Below are 19820 nucleotides of genomic sequence, written 5' to 3'. Positions count from 1 at the left end.
GTTCGCTGATGCCCCGCTTCCATTCCGTGGTGACCTTACGCGCAAAGGCCGCCTTGCTCGAAGCTGTCGGACGCCGCTGCATATAGGGTCGCACCCCCACAGTGTCAAAGGGTGCGGATGCGATTGATTCGCTTATCCAGCCGTCAGGTCAGCCATGCCAAGGGGCGAAACGCCGGAATTTTCCGTAAAACAATCAGGGAATTATCGTTTTTCGATATTTATTGATTGACGATAAACGATGTCGCCCTTATTGATTTTCGATATTGAACATATCGGAGAACATGAAATGACACGCTATACCACGCAAAGCTTCGCCGCCCTTGCCGCCTTCGTGCTGGCCATGGGCCTGTGGGTTCCCACCGTGGCGCCCGTTGCCGACACGGTCACCGTCGCGGTTGCCGCCGCGCCGGAAATGGCCTGAACACCAAAGTTGTAAGGAGGGACATACGATGCCGCTGACCACCCCGCCCCGAAAGCTCGATCCGCTGCTCGCCATCGCGCGGGTCGTGCTGGTCGTCATGCAGGGCCTTACCGCTTTAGGCGCGCTTGCCTGCTTGCTGGCGGTGCCCGCGATCTTCATCTTCCGCTCGCAGGTCGAGGCCGAACTGGTCAGCGAGGGCGTTCCGCTGGAGGCCTTTACCGCGCTTGCCCTGCTGATCGCGATGGCGGGGGTTGCGGTCACCCTGATCTTCTGGGTCGCGCGGCTGTTGTGGCAGATGGTCGATACGGTGCGCGACGGCGATCCCTTCGTGCCCGAAAACGCCACGCGGCTCAGCCGGATGGCGTGGATCATGCTGACCATCCAGATCATCGGATTTCCGATCAGCGCCGCGGCCATCTGGCTGAACAATATTACCGAGGACGGCCATGCGGAGAACGTGGGTGACGGCTTTTCGTTCAGCGCGATCCTGCTGGTCCTGATCCTCTTCATCCTCGCCCGCGTGTTCCGCAAGGGAACCGAAATGCGCGAAGAGCTGGAAGGAACGGTCTGATGCCTCCCAAAACCGATACCGACGACGGCATCAGCAGGATCGCCGTGAAACTGGACGACCTGCTCTACGAACGCCGCATGACCCTGACCGAACTGGCCGAACGCGTCGGGCTGACCCTTGCCAATCTGTCGATCCTGAAAACGGGCAAGGCCAAGGCGATCCGCTTTTCCACGCTGGAAGCGATCTGCCGCGAACTGGACTGCCAGCCGGGCGATCTGCTGAGTTACGAGGCGGACTGAACGCAAGGCTGGCCACCCGCCCCGCACCGCCGCCGGATTGCCCCTGCGCAATCCGGCGGCCTTGCTGCATGATATCGGGGCTTTGAGATATCGGGGACGCATCAGGGTAAGCCCCGATAGCCCCGCGCGCCCCGTCCCCTAATGCTCGCCGCGCAGTAAGGGGCCGCCATTCAGGAGGGACGAGATGAGCGCAGCCGAGAATACCCAGCCGCCGTTGGACCTGGGCACCGAACGGACCATCATGGCGGCCGACCGGACGCTGATGGCATGGATCCGCACCGCGCTGTCGATGTTCAGCTTCGGCTTCACCATCTACAAGGTGCTCGACACGATGGCGGCCGGGGGAACGCTGGCCAGAAGCGACAGCCCGCGGATCGTCGCGCTGGTCCTTGCCGGCATCGGGATTTCGGCCATCGCCATCGGGGCCATCGAATACTGGACCACGCTGGCGGGCCTGCGCCGGACCGAACAGTTCCATATCGGCCGCCCCGTCCTTGCCATCGCGCTGGTCATGTTCCTGTGCGGGCTTGGGCTGTTCATCGGGATCGCGACCCGCATCGTCTAGCGCGCATCCGGCTTGACTTTCGCCCCCCGCCGCTTCAAAGGGCCGCCCGACCGTTTCCCGCCCCGTGCAGGATTCGCGTCATCCGTCCGAGACAGTTGGTGACCGGAATATGCCGGTCTTAATGTCCAGCCTAGACGGGGAAAAGAGTTTTACGCGGCCCCCTCGCATGCGGGGAACGGCCGCAGCCCGCGCCATTTCGGCGCACTCCTTCCCTGATCGACGGACTCGACTGCGCAGGCGGCCGCAATGCCGCGTGCGTGGACACAATGAGCCGATCGCCTGCCCGCAAGCGGGCGATCATACGTGAAGGAGTAAGCATGGATCGTTCGCAGAAAGCCGATTCGGTCGCACAGCTGAACGCCATCTTCAACGAGGTGGGCGTGGTGGTCGTCACCCGCAACCTCGGCCTTTCGGTCGCCCAGTCGACTGACCTGCGCCAGAAGATGCGTGACGCCGGTGCCACCTACAAGGTCGCGAAGAACCGTCTTGCCATGCGGGCCCTCGAAGAGACCCCCTATAAGGGTCTTGAAGAGTTCCTGACCGGCCCCACCGCGATCGCGACTTCGGTCGATCCGGTGGCCGCTGCGAAGGTTGCCATCGATTTCGCCAAGAGCAACGACAAGCTCGAAATCGTCGGTGGTTCCATGGGTGGCCAGCTGCTCGACGCCGAAGGGGTCAAGGCTCTCGCCTCGATGCCGTCGCTCGACGAGCTGCGTGCCAAGCTGGTGGGGCTGGTCAACGCCCCGGCGACGAAGATCGCCCAGCTGTCGACGGCTCCCGCAGCCAAGCTGGCCCGCGTGTTCGGCGCCTATGCAGCCAAGGACGCTGCATAAGACGCCCCGACACAGGGACATATGTTCTGATCGATTTACGGGCCGCCTGACTGACCGGCGCCCGACACGAAATGGAGTGAATTGAAATGGCCGATATCCAGAAGATTGTTGAAGAGCTGTCGCAGCTGACCGTTCTCGAAGCCGCTGAACTCGCAACCGCGCTTGAAGAAGCATGGGGCGTTTCGGCTGCAGCAGCCGTTGCCGTTGCGGCACCGGCCGGTGGTGGCGACGCTGGCGCCGCTGCTGAAGAAAAGGACGAATTCGACGTTATCCTGACCGGCGACGGCGGCAAGAAGATCCAGGTGATCAAGGAAGTCCGTGCGATCACCGGTCTGGGCCTCGCCGACGCGAAGGCTCTGGTCGAAGGCGCGCCGAAGCCCGTCAAGGAAGGCGTGAACAAGGCGGAAGCCGAAGAGATCAAGAAGAAGATCGAGGAAGCCGGCGGTACTGTCGAGCTCAAGTAAGAAAGTCCGGACCGAACGGTCCACTTTCACAGCCTCGAAACTCTTCGAAGCTCTCTGGGGCGGCGTCCGCAAAGACGCCGCCCCAATTTTTTTGCCCGATAGAGATTCGAGAATAGTAATGACGACCTTACACTCCGCGCCGCTGCAAACCGCTCCGCCCGCACCGGGCGCGCGGCCCATGCGCGAGGAATTTATCGCGACCGCAAGGCTGGCAATCCCGCTGGCGGCGGCGAACCTGCTGCAGATGGCGGTCTATGCCATCGACGTGATCTTCGTGGCGCAGCTGGGCACGCAGCAGCTGGCGGCGATTACGCTTGCCACGTCGGTCTACGGGCTGTCGCTGTGGTGCGCACTGGGGCTGATCGGCGCGGTCGCCCCGATGGCCGCGACGGCGCTGGGGCGCGGGCGCCATGCGCTGCGCGAAATGCGCCGCTCGTTCCGCATGGGCCTTTGGATGAGCCTGTTCGCAGGCCTGTTCGTGATGACCGTGGCGCTTGGCGGAGAGCCGCTGATGCATGCGACGGGGCAGGACCCGACGGTTTCGGCCATGGCGGGCGAATATCTGTTCGTGCTGTCTTTTGCGGCGATCCCCGTCGTCGCGTCCAACGTGCTGCGCATTTTCGTGTCGACGATGGACCGCGCGGTCGTGGCGACATGGATCACCGTGCTGGCCCTGCTGGTCAATACCACCGGCAACTGGATCCTGATCTTCGGCAATCTGGGCGCCCCCGCGCTGGGCCTGCGCGGCGCGGCCATCGCCAGCGTGATTACGGCCCTGTCCGTTCTCGCGGCCTATATCGCGGTGATCCAGTCCGACCGGCGGATGCGGCGGCATTATCTGTTCGGGCGGCTGTGGCGGCCCGACTGGCAGCGGCTGGGCGAAATCTGGAAGATCGGCCTGCCCATCGCGGCCATCACCCTGGCCGAAGGCGGGCTGTTCGGCGCGGCAGCGTTCCTGACGGGCGCGCTGGGCGGGTTGCAACTGGCCGCGCATACGGTGGCGCTGCAACTGGCAGCCCTGTGCTTTCAGGTGCCTTTCGGCATTTCGCAGGCGGCCACGATCCGCGTCGGCATCCACAACGGCGCCGGATCGCGCGAAGGCATCCACCGCGCGGGGCTGGCCGTGCTGGCGCTGACGGGCGGCATGGCGGTGGTGTTCGCTACGCTGATGCTGGCCGCGCCCAAACTGCTGCTGTCGATCTATATCGCGGTGGACGATCCGGCGAATGCGGACCTGCTGGCGCTGGCCATGTCGTTCCTGCTGATCGCAGCCGGGTTCCAGCTGTTCGACGGCGCGCAAGCCGTGCTGGCAGGACTGCTGCGCGGGCTGGCCGATACGCGGGTGCCTTTCGTGATGGCAGTGATCGGATATTGGGTGTTCGGCTTTGCCGCCGCATGGGGCCTCGGCTTTCACACCCCGCTTGCGGGCAAGGGCGTGTGGCTGGGCCTTGCCCTGGGGCTGCTCGTCACCAGCGTCCTGATGGGATGGCGCTGGCACCGGCGCGAACGTCTCGGCCTCGTGACAAGCGCAACATAAACGTCATCGCGCCAGCGTAAACAACGGGGCGGCTTCCACGCGGAGTCGCCCCTTTTCCTTGCTGCAGGGAAAAGACCGCAAAAAAATCTGCCGCGCCATTCTTGACGCCCCCGTCACGGCGGACCATATCCGCGCCGCTGGCACTCTCAGGCAGAGAGTGCCAAAGCACATCAACCCAAGCGGTTCGGGGGCTTCTTACATCCCCTGCCCGCCATATCAACTGGAAGAGGTCATCATCATGGCATTCCGTCCGCTGCACGACCGCGTATTGGTCCGTCGCATCGAAGCCGAGGAAAAGACCGCCGGCGGCATCATCATCCCCGACAGCGCCAAGGAAAAGCCCAGCGAGGGCGAGATCGTGGCAGTCGGTTCAGGCGCCAAGGCCGAAGACGGCAAGGTAACCCCGCTCGACGTCAAGGCTGGCGATCGCGTGCTGTTCGGCAAGTGGTCCGGCACCGAAGTCAAGGTCGACGGCGAAGACCTGCTCATCATGAAGGAAAGCGACCTGCTCGGCATCATCGCCTGAGCGTTTCGCGTTTCCTGATTCCAAGAATTCCCAAGAGGAGAAATCACAATGGCTGCCAAGGACGTGAAATTTTCGCGTGATGCACGCGAACGCATCCTGAAGGGTGTCGACACACTCGCCAACGCGGTAAAGGTCACGCTGGGCCCCAAGGGCCGCAATGTCGTGATCGACAAGAGCTTCGGCGCACCCCGCATCACCAAGGACGGTGTTTCGGTCGCCAAGGAAATCGAACTGAAGGACAAGTTCGAGAACATGGGCGCCCAGATGCTGCGCGAAGTCGCATCGAAGGCGAATGACGCGGCCGGCGACGGCACCACCACCGCCACCGTGCTGGCGCAGGCCATCGTGCGCGAAGGCATGAAGTCGGTCGCAGCGGGCATGAACCCGATGGACCTGAAGCGCGGCATCGACCTCGCCGTCACCAAGGTCGTCGCAGACCTGCAGGCGCGTTCGAAGGACGTGTCGGGCACCGGTGAAATCGCGCAGGTCGGCGTGATCTCGGCCAATGGCGACAAGGAAGTCGGCGAGAAGATCGCCGAAGCCATGGAAAAGGTCGGCAAGGAAGGCGTGATCACGGTCGAAGAGGCCAAGGGTCTCGAATTCGAGCTCGACGTCGTCGAAGGCATGCAGTTCGACCGCGGCTATCTGTCGCCCTATTTCGTGACCAATCCGGAAAAGATGACCGTCGAACTCGACGATCCCTATATCCTGATCCACGAAAAGAAGCTGTCGAACCTGCAGTCGATGCTGCCGATCCTCGAAGCCGTGGTGCAGTCGGGCCGTCCGCTGCTGATCATCGCCGAGGATATCGAGGGCGAAGCCCTTGCAACGCTCGTCGTCAACAAGCTGCGTGGCGGCCTGAAGATCGCTGCCGTCAAGGCGCCGGGCTTCGGCGATCGCCGCAAGGCCATGCTGCAGGACATCTCGATCCTGACCAATGGCGAGATGATCAGCGAAGATCTGGGCATCAAGCTCGAAAACGTCTCGCTGAACATGCTGGGCCAGGCCAAGCGCGTCACCATCGACAAGGACAACACCACCATCGTCGACGGTTCGGGCGATGCGGAAGCCATCAAGGCCCGCGTCGAGCAGATCCGCGCGCAGATCGAGTCCACCACTTCAGACTATGACCGCGAGAAGCTGCAGGAACGTCTGGCAAAGCTGGCTGGCGGCGTGGCCGTGATCAAGGTCGGCGGCGCTTCGGAAGTCGAAGTGAAGGAACGCAAGGACCGCGTCGACGATGCGCTGCACGCAACCCGCGCAGCCGTCGAAGAAGGCATCGTCCCCGGCGGTGGCACGGCGCTGCTCTACGCCACCAAGGCTCTCGACGGCCTGAAGGGCGAGAACGACGACCAGACCCGCGGTGTCGACATCGTGCGTCAGGCGATCATGGCACCGGTTCGCCAGATCGCGGCCAATGCCGGTTTCGACGGCGCGGTCGTGTCGGGCAACCTGCTGCGTGAAAACGACGAAACGCAGGGCTTCAACGCTGCGACCGACACCTATGAAAACCTGACCGCCGCAGGCGTGATCGACCCGACCAAGGTCGTTCGCACCGCTCTGCAGGACGCGGCATCGGTTGCCGGCCTCCTCATCACCACCGAAGCTGCCATCAGCGAAGTGGTCGAGGACAAGCCCGCCCCCGCAATGCCCGACATGGGCGGCATGGGCGGTATGGGCGGCATGGGCGGCTTCTAAGGCCGTTTCCCGACCCGATCGGACCAAAGAGAGGGGCGCCCTTTGCGGGCGCCCCTTTTCTTTTGCGTTGCTATATCCAACGCTCAGCTTTGCTGTACACTGCCCCACATCCCGAAACGTCATATCACCGGCGCGGGGCACAAAACGCGCCCTCGTCCGTTACAGGCGCCTAGGTGCAATCATTTCGGGAGACTCCACCATGCGACTGCCTCACAAAGCCCATCTGGCCATTGTCGATGGAGAACGTTTCGTGGTGATGGTGAACGACGGATCGCCCGACGATCCCACCCTGCGCGAATTCGCCAGCCCTGAACTCGACGGTCAGAATTTCAGCGCGGGCGTGCGCCATCAGGACGATATCGGCCAGCGCCACGGCAGCACCGATCTGAACGAGCTGGCCCATGCCGCCGCAGCCGCCGAATGGCTGAACCGCGCGGCACTGGACAAGACCATCGAACGGCTGGCGATCGTCGCCGATCCCAAGTCGCTGGGCGAAATGCGCCGCCATTATCACAAGGCGCTGCAAGACATTCTGATCGCGGAAGAAGCCAAGACGCTGACCGGACAGCCCGTATCGCGGATCGAATCGAAACTCCTCTCTGCATGAACCCTGCCCTCCGCCCCGAACCCGGTCATGCGCCGCAAGGCGGCAGATCGGCCTCCGGCGCACGCTTCGCGATGCGCGAACAGACGCGCCGGCAGCACGAGGCGACCGAGGCAGCCTTTGCCGGATACGATCTGTCGCGTGCCGATCATTACCGCGCTTTTCTGACGGCCCATGCCGCCGCGCTGCCGGGAATCGAGCTGGCCGCAACGGGCCGCGGGTGGAAGGGTTTCGCCCCCCGCCTGCCATTGCTGGCCGACGATCTGGCTGCGCTTGGCGCATGGCTGCCCGCCCCGATGGTCACCGCAGAGCTGAGCGATGCGGGCGTATGGGGCGCGCAATATGTGCTGGAAGGATCGAAGCTGGGCGGGCGGCTGCTGGCGAAATCGGTGCCCGATGACGCGCCCGCGACCTATCTGACGCCTGCCGACACGATGAGCGCGGACTGGCAGGATTTCTGCGCCGGTTTCGAGGAAGCCGCCAGTGCCGCCACGCCCGAATGGCTGGACGAGGCGGGAACGGCCGCCATCGAATGTTTCCAGCTGTTCCGGCGCGCCGCGACCGCTGTTGCGGAGGATCTTCGTTGAACTATCAGGACACGGGCGGCAGCGGTGCGGTCGACCTGACCAATTGCGACCGCGAGCCGATCCATATTCCGGGCTCGATCCAGCCCTTCGGCTTTCTGCTGGCGCTGAACGGCGACTGGGTGGTCGAACGCGCGGCCAATACGCAGCCCTTTCTCGATATCGAGCCGCGCGGCCTGATCGGCATGTCGGCCGCCACGACCTTTCTGCCGCAGGCGATCACCCTGCTGCGCGAAAGGCTGTCCGCGCTGCGCGGAGAGGACGCGGTGGAACGCATGTTCTCTGTCCGCCTGATCGCAGACAAGCCCAAATTCGATGTCGCGCTGCACCTGTCGGGGCGCAGCATCGTGATCGAATGCGAACCCGCCAAGGGTGACGAGATCGAGGTGTCGTCGATGGTGCGCGGCATGGTCGCGCGGCTGGGCGCGACCGAGCAGGTGTCCGCGATCCTGCGCGAAGGCGCGCGGCAATTGCGCATGCTGACGGGTTTCGACCGGGTAAAGGTCTATCGCTTCGACCCCGACGGCAGCGGCGAAGTGGTGGCGGAAGCGCTGGAGCCCGGCGTCGACAGCTTTCTAGGGCTGCATTTCCCTGCCAGCGACATTCCGCAACAGGCCCGCGCGCTTTACGTGCGCAATTTCTTTCGCATCATCGCCGATGTGTCCGACACGCCCTGTCCGGTCGAGCCGGTGGAGCGCGCCGAACCGCTCGACCTGTCGATGTCGCTGTTCCGCGCGGTGTCTCCGATCCATATCGAATATTTGCGCAATATGGGCGTGGGCGCCTCGCTATCGGTTTCCATCGTGGTCGACGGCAAGTTCTGGGGCCTGTTCGCATGCCACCATTATTCGCCGCGCCTGCCCAGCTTTGCCGAACGCAGCGCCGCCGAACTGTTCGGGCAGATGTTCTCGCTGCTGCTGGGCAATGCGCTGCGCAAGGAAGCGGGCGAGTACGAGGATCGCGCCCGCAAGATTTCCGACCGCCTGCTGGCCGCTGCCGCGCAGGATGCCGCGCGGTTGAACGACGCCGAATGGATCGGCGATATCGTGCTGGATGCGATTCCCGCCGACGGGGTAGGCGTGGTGATCGACGGTTCGGTATCGATGTCGGGCCTGACCCCCACGCAGGACGAGTTCGAGCGGATCGTGCGCGAATTGAAACGGCGCGAGGTCGGGCAGATCTTTACCACGCAGCGCATTGCCGAAATCCTGCCCGACGCGGCGGAGTTCGCGCATAAGGCGGCGGGCATGCTGGCCATCCCCGTGTCGCGCCGTCCGCGCGATTACGTGGTGCTGTTCCGTGCCGAACAGCTGCGTTCGGTCCGCTGGGCGGGCAATCAGGCGAAAAATATCGAATATGGCCCCAATGGCCCCCGCCTGACCCCGCGCCAGAGTTTCGAGGAATGGTCGAACCTTGTGCGCGGAGAGGCGAAGAGGTTCGAGGAAGCCGAAATCCGCGTGGCCGAAGCGCTGCGGACCAGCCTTTTGGAAGTGGTGCTGCGCCTGACCGAAGCGGCGAGCGAGGAACGCCGCCGCGCGGGCGAGCAGCAGAAATTGCTGATCGCGGAGCTGAACCACCGCGTGCGCAATATCCTTGCGCTAATCCGCGCGCTGATCGGGCAGACCAACCGCGAGGCGGCGAGCGTCAGGGATTTCGTCGGCACACTCGACAGCCGCGTCCAGTCGCTGGCCCGCGCGCATGACCAGCTGACGGCGGAGCAATGGGGCCCGGGCCGGTTGAAAGAGCTGATCTCGACCGAGGCTTCGGCCTATCTCAGCGGAGCGGAACAGCGTCTGGTGGTCGAAGGGCCCGATGTCACCATTACCCCGTCCGCCTTTACCGTCATGGCGCTGGTGGTGCACGAGCTGGTCACCAATGCCGCCAAATATGGTGCGCTGAGCGACGGGGGCACGGTGACCGTCGGCTGGTCGCTGGACGCCGACCGCAATCTGGCGATCCGCTGGGAAGAAAGCGGCGGCCCCGCCGTGACTGCCCCCACGCGGCGCGGTTTCGGCACGACGATCATCCACGATTCGATTCCCCACGAACTGGGCGGCGCGGCCAGCGTCGAATACCGCACCGCCGGCCTGCTGGCGCAATTCACCCTGCCCGGCCGCCATGTGGCCGGCGTGGTCGAGGGGAGCGAGGCGCGCATCGAAAGCAAGGCCGCGCCAAGAAACGAGGGCTCGGTGATCGAGGGCCGCCATGTCCTGCTGGTCGAGGATAGCGCATTGATCGCGCTGGATGCCGAGGACAAGCTGCGCGAACTGGGCGCGGCAGATGTGACGCTTGCCTCCACCAACGCCGCCGCTGCGGCGGCGCTGGACGATGGCGGAATCGAACTGGCGATGCTCGACTTCAATCTGGGCAAGGAAAATTCGCTTCCCACCGCGACACGGCTGAAGAACGCCGCTATCCCCTTCGTATTCGCCTCGGGCTATGGGGGCGACGATACGATACCCGCCGAATTCGCAGATATACCGGTGATATTGAAACCCTATGCCAGCCAGCAAATCGCCGAAGCCCTTGCACAGCTTCCCCCGCCGCCCGGGGACTGACCGCCTGATCGCCACGCTGCTGGCGCTGGCAGCGGCGCTGTTCGCCCTGCCTGCATGGGCCAGCGTCACGGTCCATTTCCAAAGCTTCAACGGTTCGATGTTCTTTGGCCGCTATCCGCACACATTCGTGGTGCTGACGGGCACGCTGGACGCGACGGGTGAGGAGATCCGCGAAAATTACGGCTTTACCGCCAAGCGCGTCACCCCCGCGATCCTGTCCGGTCCGGTGGAGAGCGAGATCATGGTCGAGAAGGACAAATATGTCGAATCGACCAATCGCCATTTCAGCGTGGTGATCCCCGACAAGACCTATTGGCGCATCCGCGAAGAAGTCGACACATGGGCCAATCTGCCGGGCAAGGGATACGACCTTGAAAACCGCAATTGCATCCATTTCGTCGGCGCCATCGCGCAGATCGTGGGGCTGACGATCAGCTATCCCAAGGATCTGATGCGCAAGCCCAAGGCGTGGCTGAACCTGATGAGCGCGAACAACCCGTGGCTGAACGCAAGGGAAATCGATTAATCCGCCGCGGAAGGCATTTGCTGGCTGGCGCAATGGAATCCGCCCCCGCCTGCCAGCACGGCATCGGCAGGCAGGCCGACGACGCGCCGGTCGGGGAACAGGGATTGCAGCAATTCGATCGCCGCACCGTCCTGCGGCGTGCCGAACACCGGCACCGCGACCAGATGGGTCGTGATGGTAAAGTTCATATAGCTTGCCGGTTCGGCAAACTCGCCCGCGCTGACCAGGCCGGGTGAAGGCATTTCGATCACATCCAGCCCCGCCTCTGCCGCGCGCTGGCGGGCATCGTCATAGATCGCGCGATTCGGATCGTCGGCCATGGTCGCGCGCGGGATCGCGATGCGGTTCGGCCCCACGAAACGGGCCAGATTATCGACATGGCCGTCGGTATGATCGTTCAGCAGCCCCTGCCCCAGCCAGACAACGCGGGTAAAGCCCAGATCGCGCTGTAACCGCGCCTCTATCTGGCTGCGGGTCAGCTGCGGATTGCGGTTGGGGTTCAGCAGGCATTGTTCGGTGGTGACGACGGTGCCGGTGCCATCATTGTCGATGGCCCCGCCTTCCAATATCCAGTCGGCGGTCTGCACCTCCAGCCCCGCATCGGCGGCGATTTCTGCGCCGATGGTCTGGTCGCCCTCCATCTCGAACTTGCCGCCCCAGCCGTTAAAGCCAAACCGCATCGCCCGCCGCGCGCCATCCGCGCCGCGCACCACCAGCGGGCCGGTATCACGCAGCCAGACATCGCCATATGTCCGGCGTTCCAGCGTGACGGCAGCGGTGGTCAATTGCCGCGCCCGCGCCTCGTTCGCGGCATCGCGGACCAGCAGGCGCACGTCCTGACCGCTTTCGGCGACCGCATTGGCAAAGGCAGCGATCTGTTCCTGCGCGCGCGGCAGCACTTCGGGCCATTCGACCGGATCGTGCGGAAACCCGATCCACAGCCAATCCTGCTTTGCCCATTCGGACGGCATCTGCCAGCCTGCGGCCACAATTCACCTCTGTCGCTGGGCGCGCACCATGGGGGCACTCGCCTGTGTTGCGGGGCGCTGCTAATATAATACGCATGACTGCGATAGCCCCCCTGCCGAACATGCGGTTTTGCGCCGTGGCCCTTGCCCTGTCACTGGCTGCCTGCGCCCAGCCTGACGAGGAACAGGCCACTGCCCCGCCGGAGCAAGCCGCGGAAAAGCTGCACCGCCAGACGACCGGCGAATCGCATATTCCCGCCGAATTCCGCGCGCTGGGCACCGAACCGTTCTGGGCGGTGCACACGGTCAGTTCCGGCAATGGCGGCATCGCCCTGCGCTATTCGACCCCGGAACACAGCGAAGGCAGCGCCATCGCGATCGAGGAGGAGCTGGTTGAAACCCAGATGCGCCGCCTGTCGGGCATGATGGGGGACCAGCCATTCGCCATCGAACTGACGGTCGCGCCCTGTTCGGACGGGATGAGCGACCGCAATTACCCATTCACGGCGCAGGTTACTTTGGGCGATCAGGCGCTTGCGGGATGCGCGCGCCCGATGGATGGCTGATGCTGCATTGCAGCATCGCTATGGCGATATGCAAAGAGCAAAAGGCACCTGCCCGTTTTTTGGGCACGAATTGCACAAGGAATGCGCGGTTTCCAGCGATAGTTGCATGAAATGCAATTGCGTGCGCCCTTTTCGCATTTGCGCAATGGGAGGCCGTCACCTAGATAGAAGGGGCCTTATAGGCATCCTCTCCCAAAACTTTCAGGCCTGGTCGGCAACGACCGGGCCATTTTTTTGCCTTATTTCCGCGGCGATTCGCCGGTGCGTTCCTCCCGCCCCGCAGCTTCGCGGCGCAGCGGCAAAATGCCCCACATCGCCATTTGCAACTGGCATCCCCAGTCCCCATGTTTCCCGTTCCGGCGGATGCGCTTCTTGCAAGGCGTTCGCTGCATGACAGAACTGCTGGCTTGAGGAATCTTTGATGGCGGATGCAGATGCGGCGCTCGACGCGCGCGAAGTGAGATTGCAGGTGGCTGCGGCCCGGCAGGAGGAATCGGGCCACGGCATCGCCCGCATCCCCCGCGAAGCCATGGGCAGGCTGGGCATTACCGAAGGCGATATTATCGAGGTCGAAGGCAAACGGCTGACCCCTGCGCGCGCCCTGCTCCCCTATGCCGAAGACGAAGGGCTGGACGTGATCCGGCTCGACGGTCTGGAACGCGGCAATGCCGAGGTCGGTTCGGGCGAGCATGTCATCGTGCGCAAGGCCGAATCGCGCCCTGCCACGCGCGTCGTCTTTGCCCCCGCACAGCGCGAAATGCGGCTGCAAGGTCCGCCGCAGGCGTTGAAGCGCAATTTCTTTGGCCGTCCGCTGACGCAGGGCGATCTGGTCGCCACGCGCGGGCAGCAGCGCGTGCAGGACATGCCGCCCGAAGTCGCCCGCATGTTCAACGCCCCCGCCTTCGCGCTGACGCAGATCCGCCTCTCGGTCGTGTCCACCAGCCCCAAGGGCATCGTCCATATCGACGAGAATACCGAGGTCGAGCTGAAGGCCGAGTTCGAGGAGCCGCGCGACGCGCGGGCCGCCGTCAATTACGACGATGTCGGCGGCATGGAAGAGACGATCAAGCAATTGCGCGAGATGGTCGAGCTTCCGCTCCGCTATCCCGAATTGTTCACCCGCCTTGGCGTCGACCCGCCCAAGGGTGTGCTGCTGCATGGCCCGCCGGGAACCGGCAAGACGCGGCTGGCCCAAGCGGTGGCCAACGAATCGGATGCCAATTTCTTCCTGATCAACGGGCCCGAGATCATGGGCAGCGCCTATGGCGAATCGGAAAAGCGCCTGCGCGAGGTTTTCGAGGAAGCCGAAAAGGCATCGCCCGCAATCGTCTTCATCGACGAGATCGATTCGATCGCGCCCAAACGCCAGAACGTGCAGGGCGAGGCGGAGAAGCGCCTTGTCGCGCAATTGCTGACCCTGATGGACGGGCTGCATGCGCGGTCGAACCTTGTCGTCATTGCCGCGACCAATCGCCCCGACGCGATTGACGAGGCGCTGCGCCGCCCCGGCCGCTTCGACCGCGAGATCATCGTGGGCGTTCCGGACGAGAACGGGCGCAAGGAAATCCTTGCCATCCACACCCGCGGCATGCCGCTGGACGAGGATGTGGACCTGAAGGAACTGGCCCGCACCACCCACGGCTTCGTGGGCGCCGATTTGGCCGCGCTATGCCGCGAGGCCGCGATCGAGGCAGTGCGGCGGATCATGCCCAGGCTCGACCTCGACGCACGCACGATCCCGCCCGAAGTGCTCGACGATCTGTCGGTTACGCGCAAGGATTTCACCGACGCGCTGAAGGGCATCCAGCCTTCGGCCATGCGCGAAGTGATGGTGCAGGCCCCCACCGTCGGCTGGTCCGACCTTGGCGGTCTGGACGAAGCGGTCGGCAAATTGCGCGAAGGCGTCGAACTGCCGCTCAAAAACCCCGAGGCGTTCAAGCGTCTGGGCATCCGTCCGGCCAAGGGCTTCCTGCTCTATGGTCCGCCCGGCACCGGCAAGACTCTGCTGGCCAAGGCCGTCGCGAAAGAGGCGGAGGCGAATTTCATCTCGATGAAATCGTCCGACCTGCTTAGCAAATGGTATGGCGAGAGCGAGCAGCAGATCTCGCGCCTGTTCGCCCGCGCGCGTCAGGTTGCGCCCTGCGTGATCTTTATCGACGAGATCGACTCCCTTGTCCCCGCGCGCGGAAGCGGTGCGGGCGAGCCGCAGGTGACGGCGCGCGTGGTCAATACCATCCTTGCCGAGATGGACGGGCTGGAGGAGCTGCAATCGACCGTGGTGATCGGCGCGACCAATCGCCCCACGCTGGTCGATCCCGCACTGCTGCGCCCCGGCCGTTTCGACGAGCTGGTCTATGTCGGCGCGCCTGACGAACCGGGCCGCCTGCATATCCTGAAAATCCATACATCGAAGATGCCGCTGGCGGGCGATGTCGATCTGGCCGCGATTGCCGCCAAGACCGAGCGTTTCACCGGCGCCGATCTGGAAGATGTGGTGCGGCGTGCGGGCCTTAACGCCATTCGCCGCGAAGGGGCGGCGGTCACCGGCGTCAGCGCGGCGGATTTCGCCGATGCGCTGGAGGATTCGCGCGCCACGGTCACCGCCAAGATGGAGCAGGAATATGCCAAGATGCGCGGCGAGCTGAAACGCCGCGCGGCGGAAACCAATCCCATCGGCTTTATCGCACCGGGCATGCTGACCAGCACGCGCGACAGCAAGCACGGCGACGAGGAAAGCTGACCGGCCCCAAGGCCAACCGAGCGAACGGCGGGGCAATGCGCCCCGCCGTTCAGCCCATCGCTTTCCCGCCGGGACTGCCGATGTCCGCGCCCCCGCTTTCCACCCGCACGGGTTCGGGCGTCAGGATACGCTGGCGCACGATGGCTTCGGGCATTTCGGCGGCGATCCACTGGATCAGCGCCTCGCGCACGTCGCAGCGCAGGTCGAACAATGTCGGCGAATCCTTGGCCGTCATCAGGAAGCGGATTTCGATGGCATCGCGGGTCAGTTCGGTGATCTGCATATGCCTGACCCTTTTGTCCCAGCGCGAATTGCCCTCGACGATTTCCATGAATTTCTCGCGGATCGGGTCCAGCTTTGTCAGCGGATCGACATAGAACATCACCGTACCCAGAAGCTGCGATGTCTTCTTGGTCCAGTTCTGGAAAATCTCGTCGAGGAATTTCGACGTCGGCACCACCAGCCGCCGCTCGTCCCAGACCTTCACGACCACATAGGTCATGCGGATTTCCTCGATCCAGCCCCATTCGCCGCCGATGATCACCGCATCGCCGATGCTGATCGGTTCGGTTAGCGCCAGCTGGAACCCGCCGATCAGCGATTTCAGGGCAGGCTGCGCCGCTGCGCCCACGGCCAGACCGGCAAGACCCGCCGACGCCATCAGCGTAATGCCGATGTCGCGCACGCCGGGGATCGACAGCAGCATCAGCGAAATCACGATAAAGATGATCAGGAATGTACCGATCCGCGAAAAGATCGTCAGCCGCGTGCGCTTGCGCCGCGCCTGCAGATTATCCTCGACCGAGATATCGGCACGCATGATCATGGTGCCCATCAGCGCATGGAACAGGGTAATCGCGATCCAGCCGACCAGCGCAGGCATCACGAAACCGGCCAGTCGCTGCCAGATATCCTCCAGCGCGTCGATCTCGCGCGCGGCCAGCACCAGTGCCAGCGCGATCAGCGCATAGCGCGTGGGGCGCGCGATGCGGCGCAGCACCATGTCGTCCGCCTCGCTATCGCTGGCCCGCGCGAACCGTCGCAACAGGCGAAACGCGATCTGGTGGGCGATCAGCGCCAGAACGACGGCAAGCGCCGCTCCGGCAAGGGCGATGATCCATTCGCTGGCGCTATTGCTGCCTACCTGCGCATGGATCCAGCTGCGCAATGTCTCAAGGCTCATGCAAACAGGCTAACCCATGCCGATGCTGCAATGCAACATCGGGATGCCGCAGCCCTTACCCGCCTTGCGGAATGCGCATTTCCACGACCATGCGGCCCGCCTCGAAGCGGCGCTCGATCTCTCCGTCCAGCTGGCGCGCGGCGCTGCGCATCAGCATCGAACCGAACCCCTCGTGCCCGTCGGGAACCGCGATCGACGGGCCGGTTTCGGTCCATGTCAGCAGCACGTCATCGCCCTTGCGCGTCCAGTCGATGGCGATCCTGCCTTTCTCTGCCGATCCCCTGTTCCCTGACCATGCCCCGTATTTGACCGCATTGGTGGCCAGCTCGTGCAGGACCAGACCCACCGGCGTCGCCTGCCGCGCGGTCAGGGCGACATCCTCGCCATCGATATCGGCGGCATTCCCCTCGCTGCGATAGGGGGCCAGCACCTTGCCGACCAGCATGCCCATATCGGCCTCGCCCTCACCGGCGCCGCCATCAGGGCCCTGCGTCACATTATGCGCTTCCAGCAGGGCGTGAATGCGCGCGGCGATATTGTCGACCACGGGCGCTGCCTCGGGCTGTCCGCGCCCGCTCATCCGCACGATGGCAAGGATCACCGCGAACAGGTTCTTGACGCGATGGTTCAATTCGCGCGCCAGCAAATCGGCGCGGTCGCGCGCTTCCTCCAGCTCGGCGGCACGGCTTGCGGCCGCCTCCGCCCGCGCGGCGCGCATGGCCAGCACGAAGCCGAACCCCAGACCCGCGCCCATCAGCGCCAGGGCAATCACCAGCAGCGGCAGCACCCGCCGCTCCGCGCTGAACGCCTCTGCCGCAGCGCTTTCCTGCAATCCGCGCTCCACCGCTTCCAGCCGCGTCAGCGCGTCGTTCAGCCGCTCCATATCCAGCCGCCCCCGATTGCTGAGGATGCTTTGCTGCGCCTCGACGATCTGGCCTGCGGCGATCAGTTCGACATTGCCGGCAAGCTCGTCCATCTTGGCATCGCCTGCCTCTTCCACCTCGGCCACCAGCCGCTCGATCCGCGGGTCCTCGCTCGATTGCGACAGCAGTTTCAGCCGTTCCAGCGCGCGCGGATACAGGTCGCGCCCGAATTCATAAGACGCGAGATATCGCCGGTCGAGCGTGATGAAATAGCCGCGCTGCCCCGTTTCGGCATTCAGCGCCGCGCGGTTGATGTCGCGCAGCGCCGACATCACTTCGGTATAGCGGGCCGATTGCAGGCGGGCGGCGCGTTCGGTGTTGATGGTCGACCACACCAGCAGCACCGCGCACAAAATGCCCAGCGCCACCGCGCCCAGCACCAGCAGCGCGGACCACAGGCGTTTGCGCTTGCTGCGCGATAAGGCATTGGTCTGGGCTGCGGCGGTCAAGCATCTCTCCGGTTCAAAAGGGGGCGCGGCAGAGCGCCTTTACGGCCCCCGCAATTTTCCGCCCATTGCACGACATATGTGAATGATGGCTGCATTTTTGCCAAGTGCTGTCGCCCCCGAACGCAGGCTTGACCACGCCGCCCCTATCGCGGACATCATGGACATACCGAACGCAAGCGGGACGATTTATGGCAGACGGCACGGATAGCATCTTCATCGGTCTGGGCGCCAATGGCGAACAGCAATGGCTTAACCTGAAACGCGCCAATCGCCACGGGCTGATCGCGGGCGCGACCGGCACGGGCAAGACGGTGACGTTACAGGGGCTGGCCGAAAGCTTTTCGGCGCGCGGCGTGCCCGTGTTCGTCGCCGACGTAAAGGGCGATCTGTCGGGCATCGCCATGGCCGGTTCGTCCACGTTCAAACATGCCGCATCGCTGGAAGGGCGGGCCAAGGAACTGGGCATGGACGATTATGCCTATTCCGATAATCCGGCAGTGTTCTGGGACCTGTTCGGCGAACAGGGGCATCCGATCCGCACCACCATATCGGAAATGGGGCCGCTGCTACTGGCCCGCCTGCTGGGTCTGAACGATACGCAGGAAGGCGTTCTGAATATCGCGTTCCACTATGCCGACGAACAGGGGCTGCTGCTGCTCGACCTTGACGATCTGCAATCCATGCTGGCCCATTGCGCCGAGAATGCGTCGGAACTGTCGGGCAAATACGGCAATGTGACCAAGCAATCGGTGGGCGCGATCCAGCGCAACCTGCTGTCGCTGCGCACGCAGGGCGGCGACATGTTCTTCGGCGAACCCGCGCTGGAGATCGACGATTTCCTGACCGTGGACGAACAGGGTCGCGGCACGGTGAACATCCTTGCGGCCGACAAACTTATGCGCAGCCCCAAGCTGTATGCCACCTTCCTGCTGTGGCTGCTGTCCGAATTGTTCGAGACTTTGCCCGAGGTGGGCGACCCCGAAAAGCCGGTGCTGGTGTTCTTTTTCGACGAGGCGCATCTGCTGTTCGAAGACGCGCCCAAGGCGCTGGAGGACAAGATCGAACAGGTCGTCCGGCTGATCCGGTCAAAGGGCGTGGGCGTCTATTTCGTGACGCAGAACCCCATCGACATTCCCGAGGATGTGGCGGGCCAGCTGGGCAACCGGGTGCAGCATGCGCTGCGCGCCTTTACCCCGCGCGACCAGCGGGCGATCAAGGCGGCGGCGGAAACGTTCCGCATCAATCCCGATCTGGATGTCGCAGAGGCGATTACAGAGCTGAAAACGGGCGAGGCGCTGGTGTCGACGCTGATGGCCGATGGCGCGCCATCGGTGGTGCAGCGCACATTGATCAAACCGCCGCGTTCGCGCCTTGGCCCAATCACGGCGAAGGAACGCGCGATCATCCAGTCGATCAGTCCGGTCGAAGGCAAATATGACACCGCCATCGACCGCGAAAGCGCCGAGGAAGTGCTGCTGGCCAAGGCCGCCGATGCCGCCGAAACCGCGCAGGAGGTGGAGGAAAAGGGCGAGGAGAAAGTGCGCGAACGGGCGCGCAAGACCCCCAGCCTGTGGGAAAAGGCCAGCAAGGCCGCCGCCGGTGCCGCCGCCAGCAGCGCCGCCGTGGTCATCGCCGCCAAGATCACCGGCCGCAAAACCAGCGCCAACGCCACCCGCAGCGCCGCCACCGCAGCGGCAGGCACGATCGCGACCAGCCTTGGCGGCGCCGTCGCGGGCCGGTTCGTGCGCAATCTGATCGGCGGGTTGATGAGGTAGGAAATTGGGGGGAGTGTTTGTTTAGTCCCTCAAACGCCGGGCGGGGAGTGTTTGTTTTAGTCCCTCAGACGCCGGGCGCGGGCCATCCGG

General features: G+C 64.2%; 19 protein-coding genes. 16 read left to right on the top strand and 3 right to left on the bottom strand.

Annotated elements, in window-relative coordinates; all coding sequences use genetic code 11:
- Positions 1-286: 286 nt before the first annotated feature.
- From LOZ77_RS17865 to LOZ77_RS15560, 13 genes are all read left to right on the top strand, one after another.
- A complete protein-coding gene (locus LOZ77_RS17865; protein WP_255671140.1) occupies positions 287-421 on the top strand; it encodes a hypothetical protein in 135 nt (44 codons plus the stop codon).
- A gap of 28 nt (positions 422-449) precedes the next feature.
- Positions 450-992: a DUF2975 domain-containing protein gene (locus LOZ77_RS15615; RefSeq protein WP_230279894.1), complete on the top strand. Its 543-nt coding sequence runs from the start codon at positions 450-452 to the stop codon at positions 990-992.
- Entirely contained in the window at positions 992-1231 is a 240-nt protein-coding gene (locus LOZ77_RS15610) for a helix-turn-helix transcriptional regulator (RefSeq protein WP_230279893.1), read from the top strand. The genes LOZ77_RS15615 and LOZ77_RS15610 overlap by 1 nt, the downstream gene beginning before the upstream one ends.
- Positions 1232-1415: 184 nt before the next feature.
- Positions 1416-1796, top strand: a complete 381-nt coding sequence (locus LOZ77_RS15605; protein ID WP_230279892.1) for a YidH family protein — start codon at positions 1416-1418, stop codon at positions 1794-1796.
- 317 nt (positions 1797-2113) lie between these two features.
- A complete protein-coding gene (rplJ, locus tag LOZ77_RS15600; RefSeq protein ID WP_230279891.1) occupies positions 2114-2629 on the top strand; it encodes a 50S ribosomal protein L10 in 516 nt (171 codons plus the stop codon).
- Positions 2630-2715: 86 nt separating this feature from the next.
- On the top strand, positions 2716-3093 hold the full coding sequence (gene rplL / locus LOZ77_RS15595; protein ID WP_230279890.1) for a 50S ribosomal protein L7/L12: 378 nt from the start codon (positions 2716-2718) through the stop codon (positions 3091-3093).
- 118 nt (positions 3094-3211) lie between these two features.
- The gene (locus LOZ77_RS15590; RefSeq protein ID WP_230279889.1) at positions 3212-4630 is read left to right on the top strand and encodes an MATE family efflux transporter; all 1419 of its coding nucleotides are present in this window, start codon (positions 3212-3214) and stop codon (positions 4628-4630) included.
- 238 nt (positions 4631-4868) lie between these two features.
- Positions 4869-5156: a co-chaperone GroES gene (gene groES, locus LOZ77_RS15585; protein WP_230281903.1), complete on the top strand. Its 288-nt coding sequence runs from the start codon at positions 4869-4871 to the stop codon at positions 5154-5156.
- A gap of 48 nt (positions 5157-5204) precedes the next feature.
- The gene (gene groL, locus LOZ77_RS15580) at positions 5205-6854 is read left to right on the top strand and encodes a chaperonin GroEL (protein WP_230279888.1); all 1650 of its coding nucleotides are present in this window, start codon (positions 5205-5207) and stop codon (positions 6852-6854) included.
- A 199-nt stretch (positions 6855-7053) separates the two neighbouring features.
- Positions 7054-7461: a host attachment protein gene (locus tag LOZ77_RS15575; RefSeq protein ID WP_230279887.1), complete on the top strand. Its 408-nt coding sequence runs from the start codon at positions 7054-7056 to the stop codon at positions 7459-7461.
- Positions 7458-8045 (top strand): biliverdin-producing heme oxygenase, encoded by a 588-nt coding sequence (locus tag LOZ77_RS15570; protein ID WP_230279886.1) that lies wholly within the window; start codon positions 7458-7460, stop codon positions 8043-8045. The genes LOZ77_RS15575 and LOZ77_RS15570 overlap by 4 nt, the downstream gene beginning before the upstream one ends.
- Entirely contained in the window at positions 8042-10600 is a 2559-nt protein-coding gene (locus tag LOZ77_RS15565; RefSeq protein WP_230279885.1) for an HWE histidine kinase domain-containing protein, read from the top strand. Before LOZ77_RS15570 ends, LOZ77_RS15565 begins: the two co-directional genes overlap by 4 nt.
- On the top strand, positions 10569-11126 hold the full coding sequence (locus LOZ77_RS15560; protein WP_230279884.1) for a hypothetical protein: 558 nt from the start codon (positions 10569-10571) through the stop codon (positions 11124-11126). The genes LOZ77_RS15565 and LOZ77_RS15560 overlap by 32 nt, the downstream gene beginning before the upstream one ends.
- On the opposite strand, the gene LOZ77_RS15555 is transcribed toward LOZ77_RS15560, so the two are convergent.
- Complete coding sequence (locus tag LOZ77_RS15555; protein ID WP_230281902.1) at positions 11123-12097, bottom strand: agmatine deiminase family protein; 975 nt, start codon at positions 12095-12097, stop codon at positions 11123-11125. The two genes, LOZ77_RS15560 and LOZ77_RS15555, sit on opposite strands and share 4 nt — an antisense overlap.
- A 92-nt stretch (positions 12098-12189) precedes the next feature.
- On the opposite strand from LOZ77_RS15555, the gene LOZ77_RS15550 reads away from it, so the two are divergent.
- Together LOZ77_RS15550 and LOZ77_RS15545 are read left to right on the top strand one after the other, a co-directional pair.
- A complete protein-coding gene (locus tag LOZ77_RS15550) occupies positions 12190-12660 on the top strand; it encodes a COG3650 family protein (protein ID WP_230279883.1) in 471 nt (156 codons plus the stop codon).
- 421 nt (positions 12661-13081) lie between these two features.
- Positions 13082-15400 (top strand): CDC48 family AAA ATPase, encoded by a 2319-nt coding sequence (locus LOZ77_RS15545; protein WP_230279882.1) that lies wholly within the window; start codon positions 13082-13084, stop codon positions 15398-15400.
- 49 nt (positions 15401-15449) lie between these two features.
- Here the strand turns inward: LOZ77_RS15545 and LOZ77_RS15540 are convergent, their stop codons facing one another.
- Positions 15450-16583: a mechanosensitive ion channel family protein gene (locus tag LOZ77_RS15540; protein ID WP_230279881.1), complete on the bottom strand. Its 1134-nt coding sequence runs from the start codon at positions 16581-16583 to the stop codon at positions 15450-15452.
- Between the two features lie 55 nt (positions 16584-16638).
- Complete coding sequence (locus LOZ77_RS15535; RefSeq protein ID WP_230279880.1) at positions 16639-17955, bottom strand: sensor histidine kinase; 1317 nt, start codon at positions 17953-17955, stop codon at positions 16639-16641.
- 188 nt (positions 17956-18143) lie between these two features.
- On the opposite strand from LOZ77_RS15535, the gene LOZ77_RS15530 reads away from it, so the two are divergent.
- Positions 18144-19730, top strand: a complete 1587-nt coding sequence (locus LOZ77_RS15530; RefSeq protein WP_230279879.1) for a helicase HerA-like domain-containing protein — start codon at positions 18144-18146, stop codon at positions 19728-19730.
- Positions 19731-19820 lie beyond the last annotated feature (90 nt).

Source organism: Croceicoccus sp. Ery15 (assembly GCF_020985305.1).
GTDB lineage: Bacteria > Pseudomonadota > Alphaproteobacteria > Sphingomonadales > Sphingomonadaceae > Croceicoccus.
The sequence above is the reverse complement of the archived record's forward strand: the minus strand, read 5'-3'. Positions and strand labels throughout refer to the sequence as shown.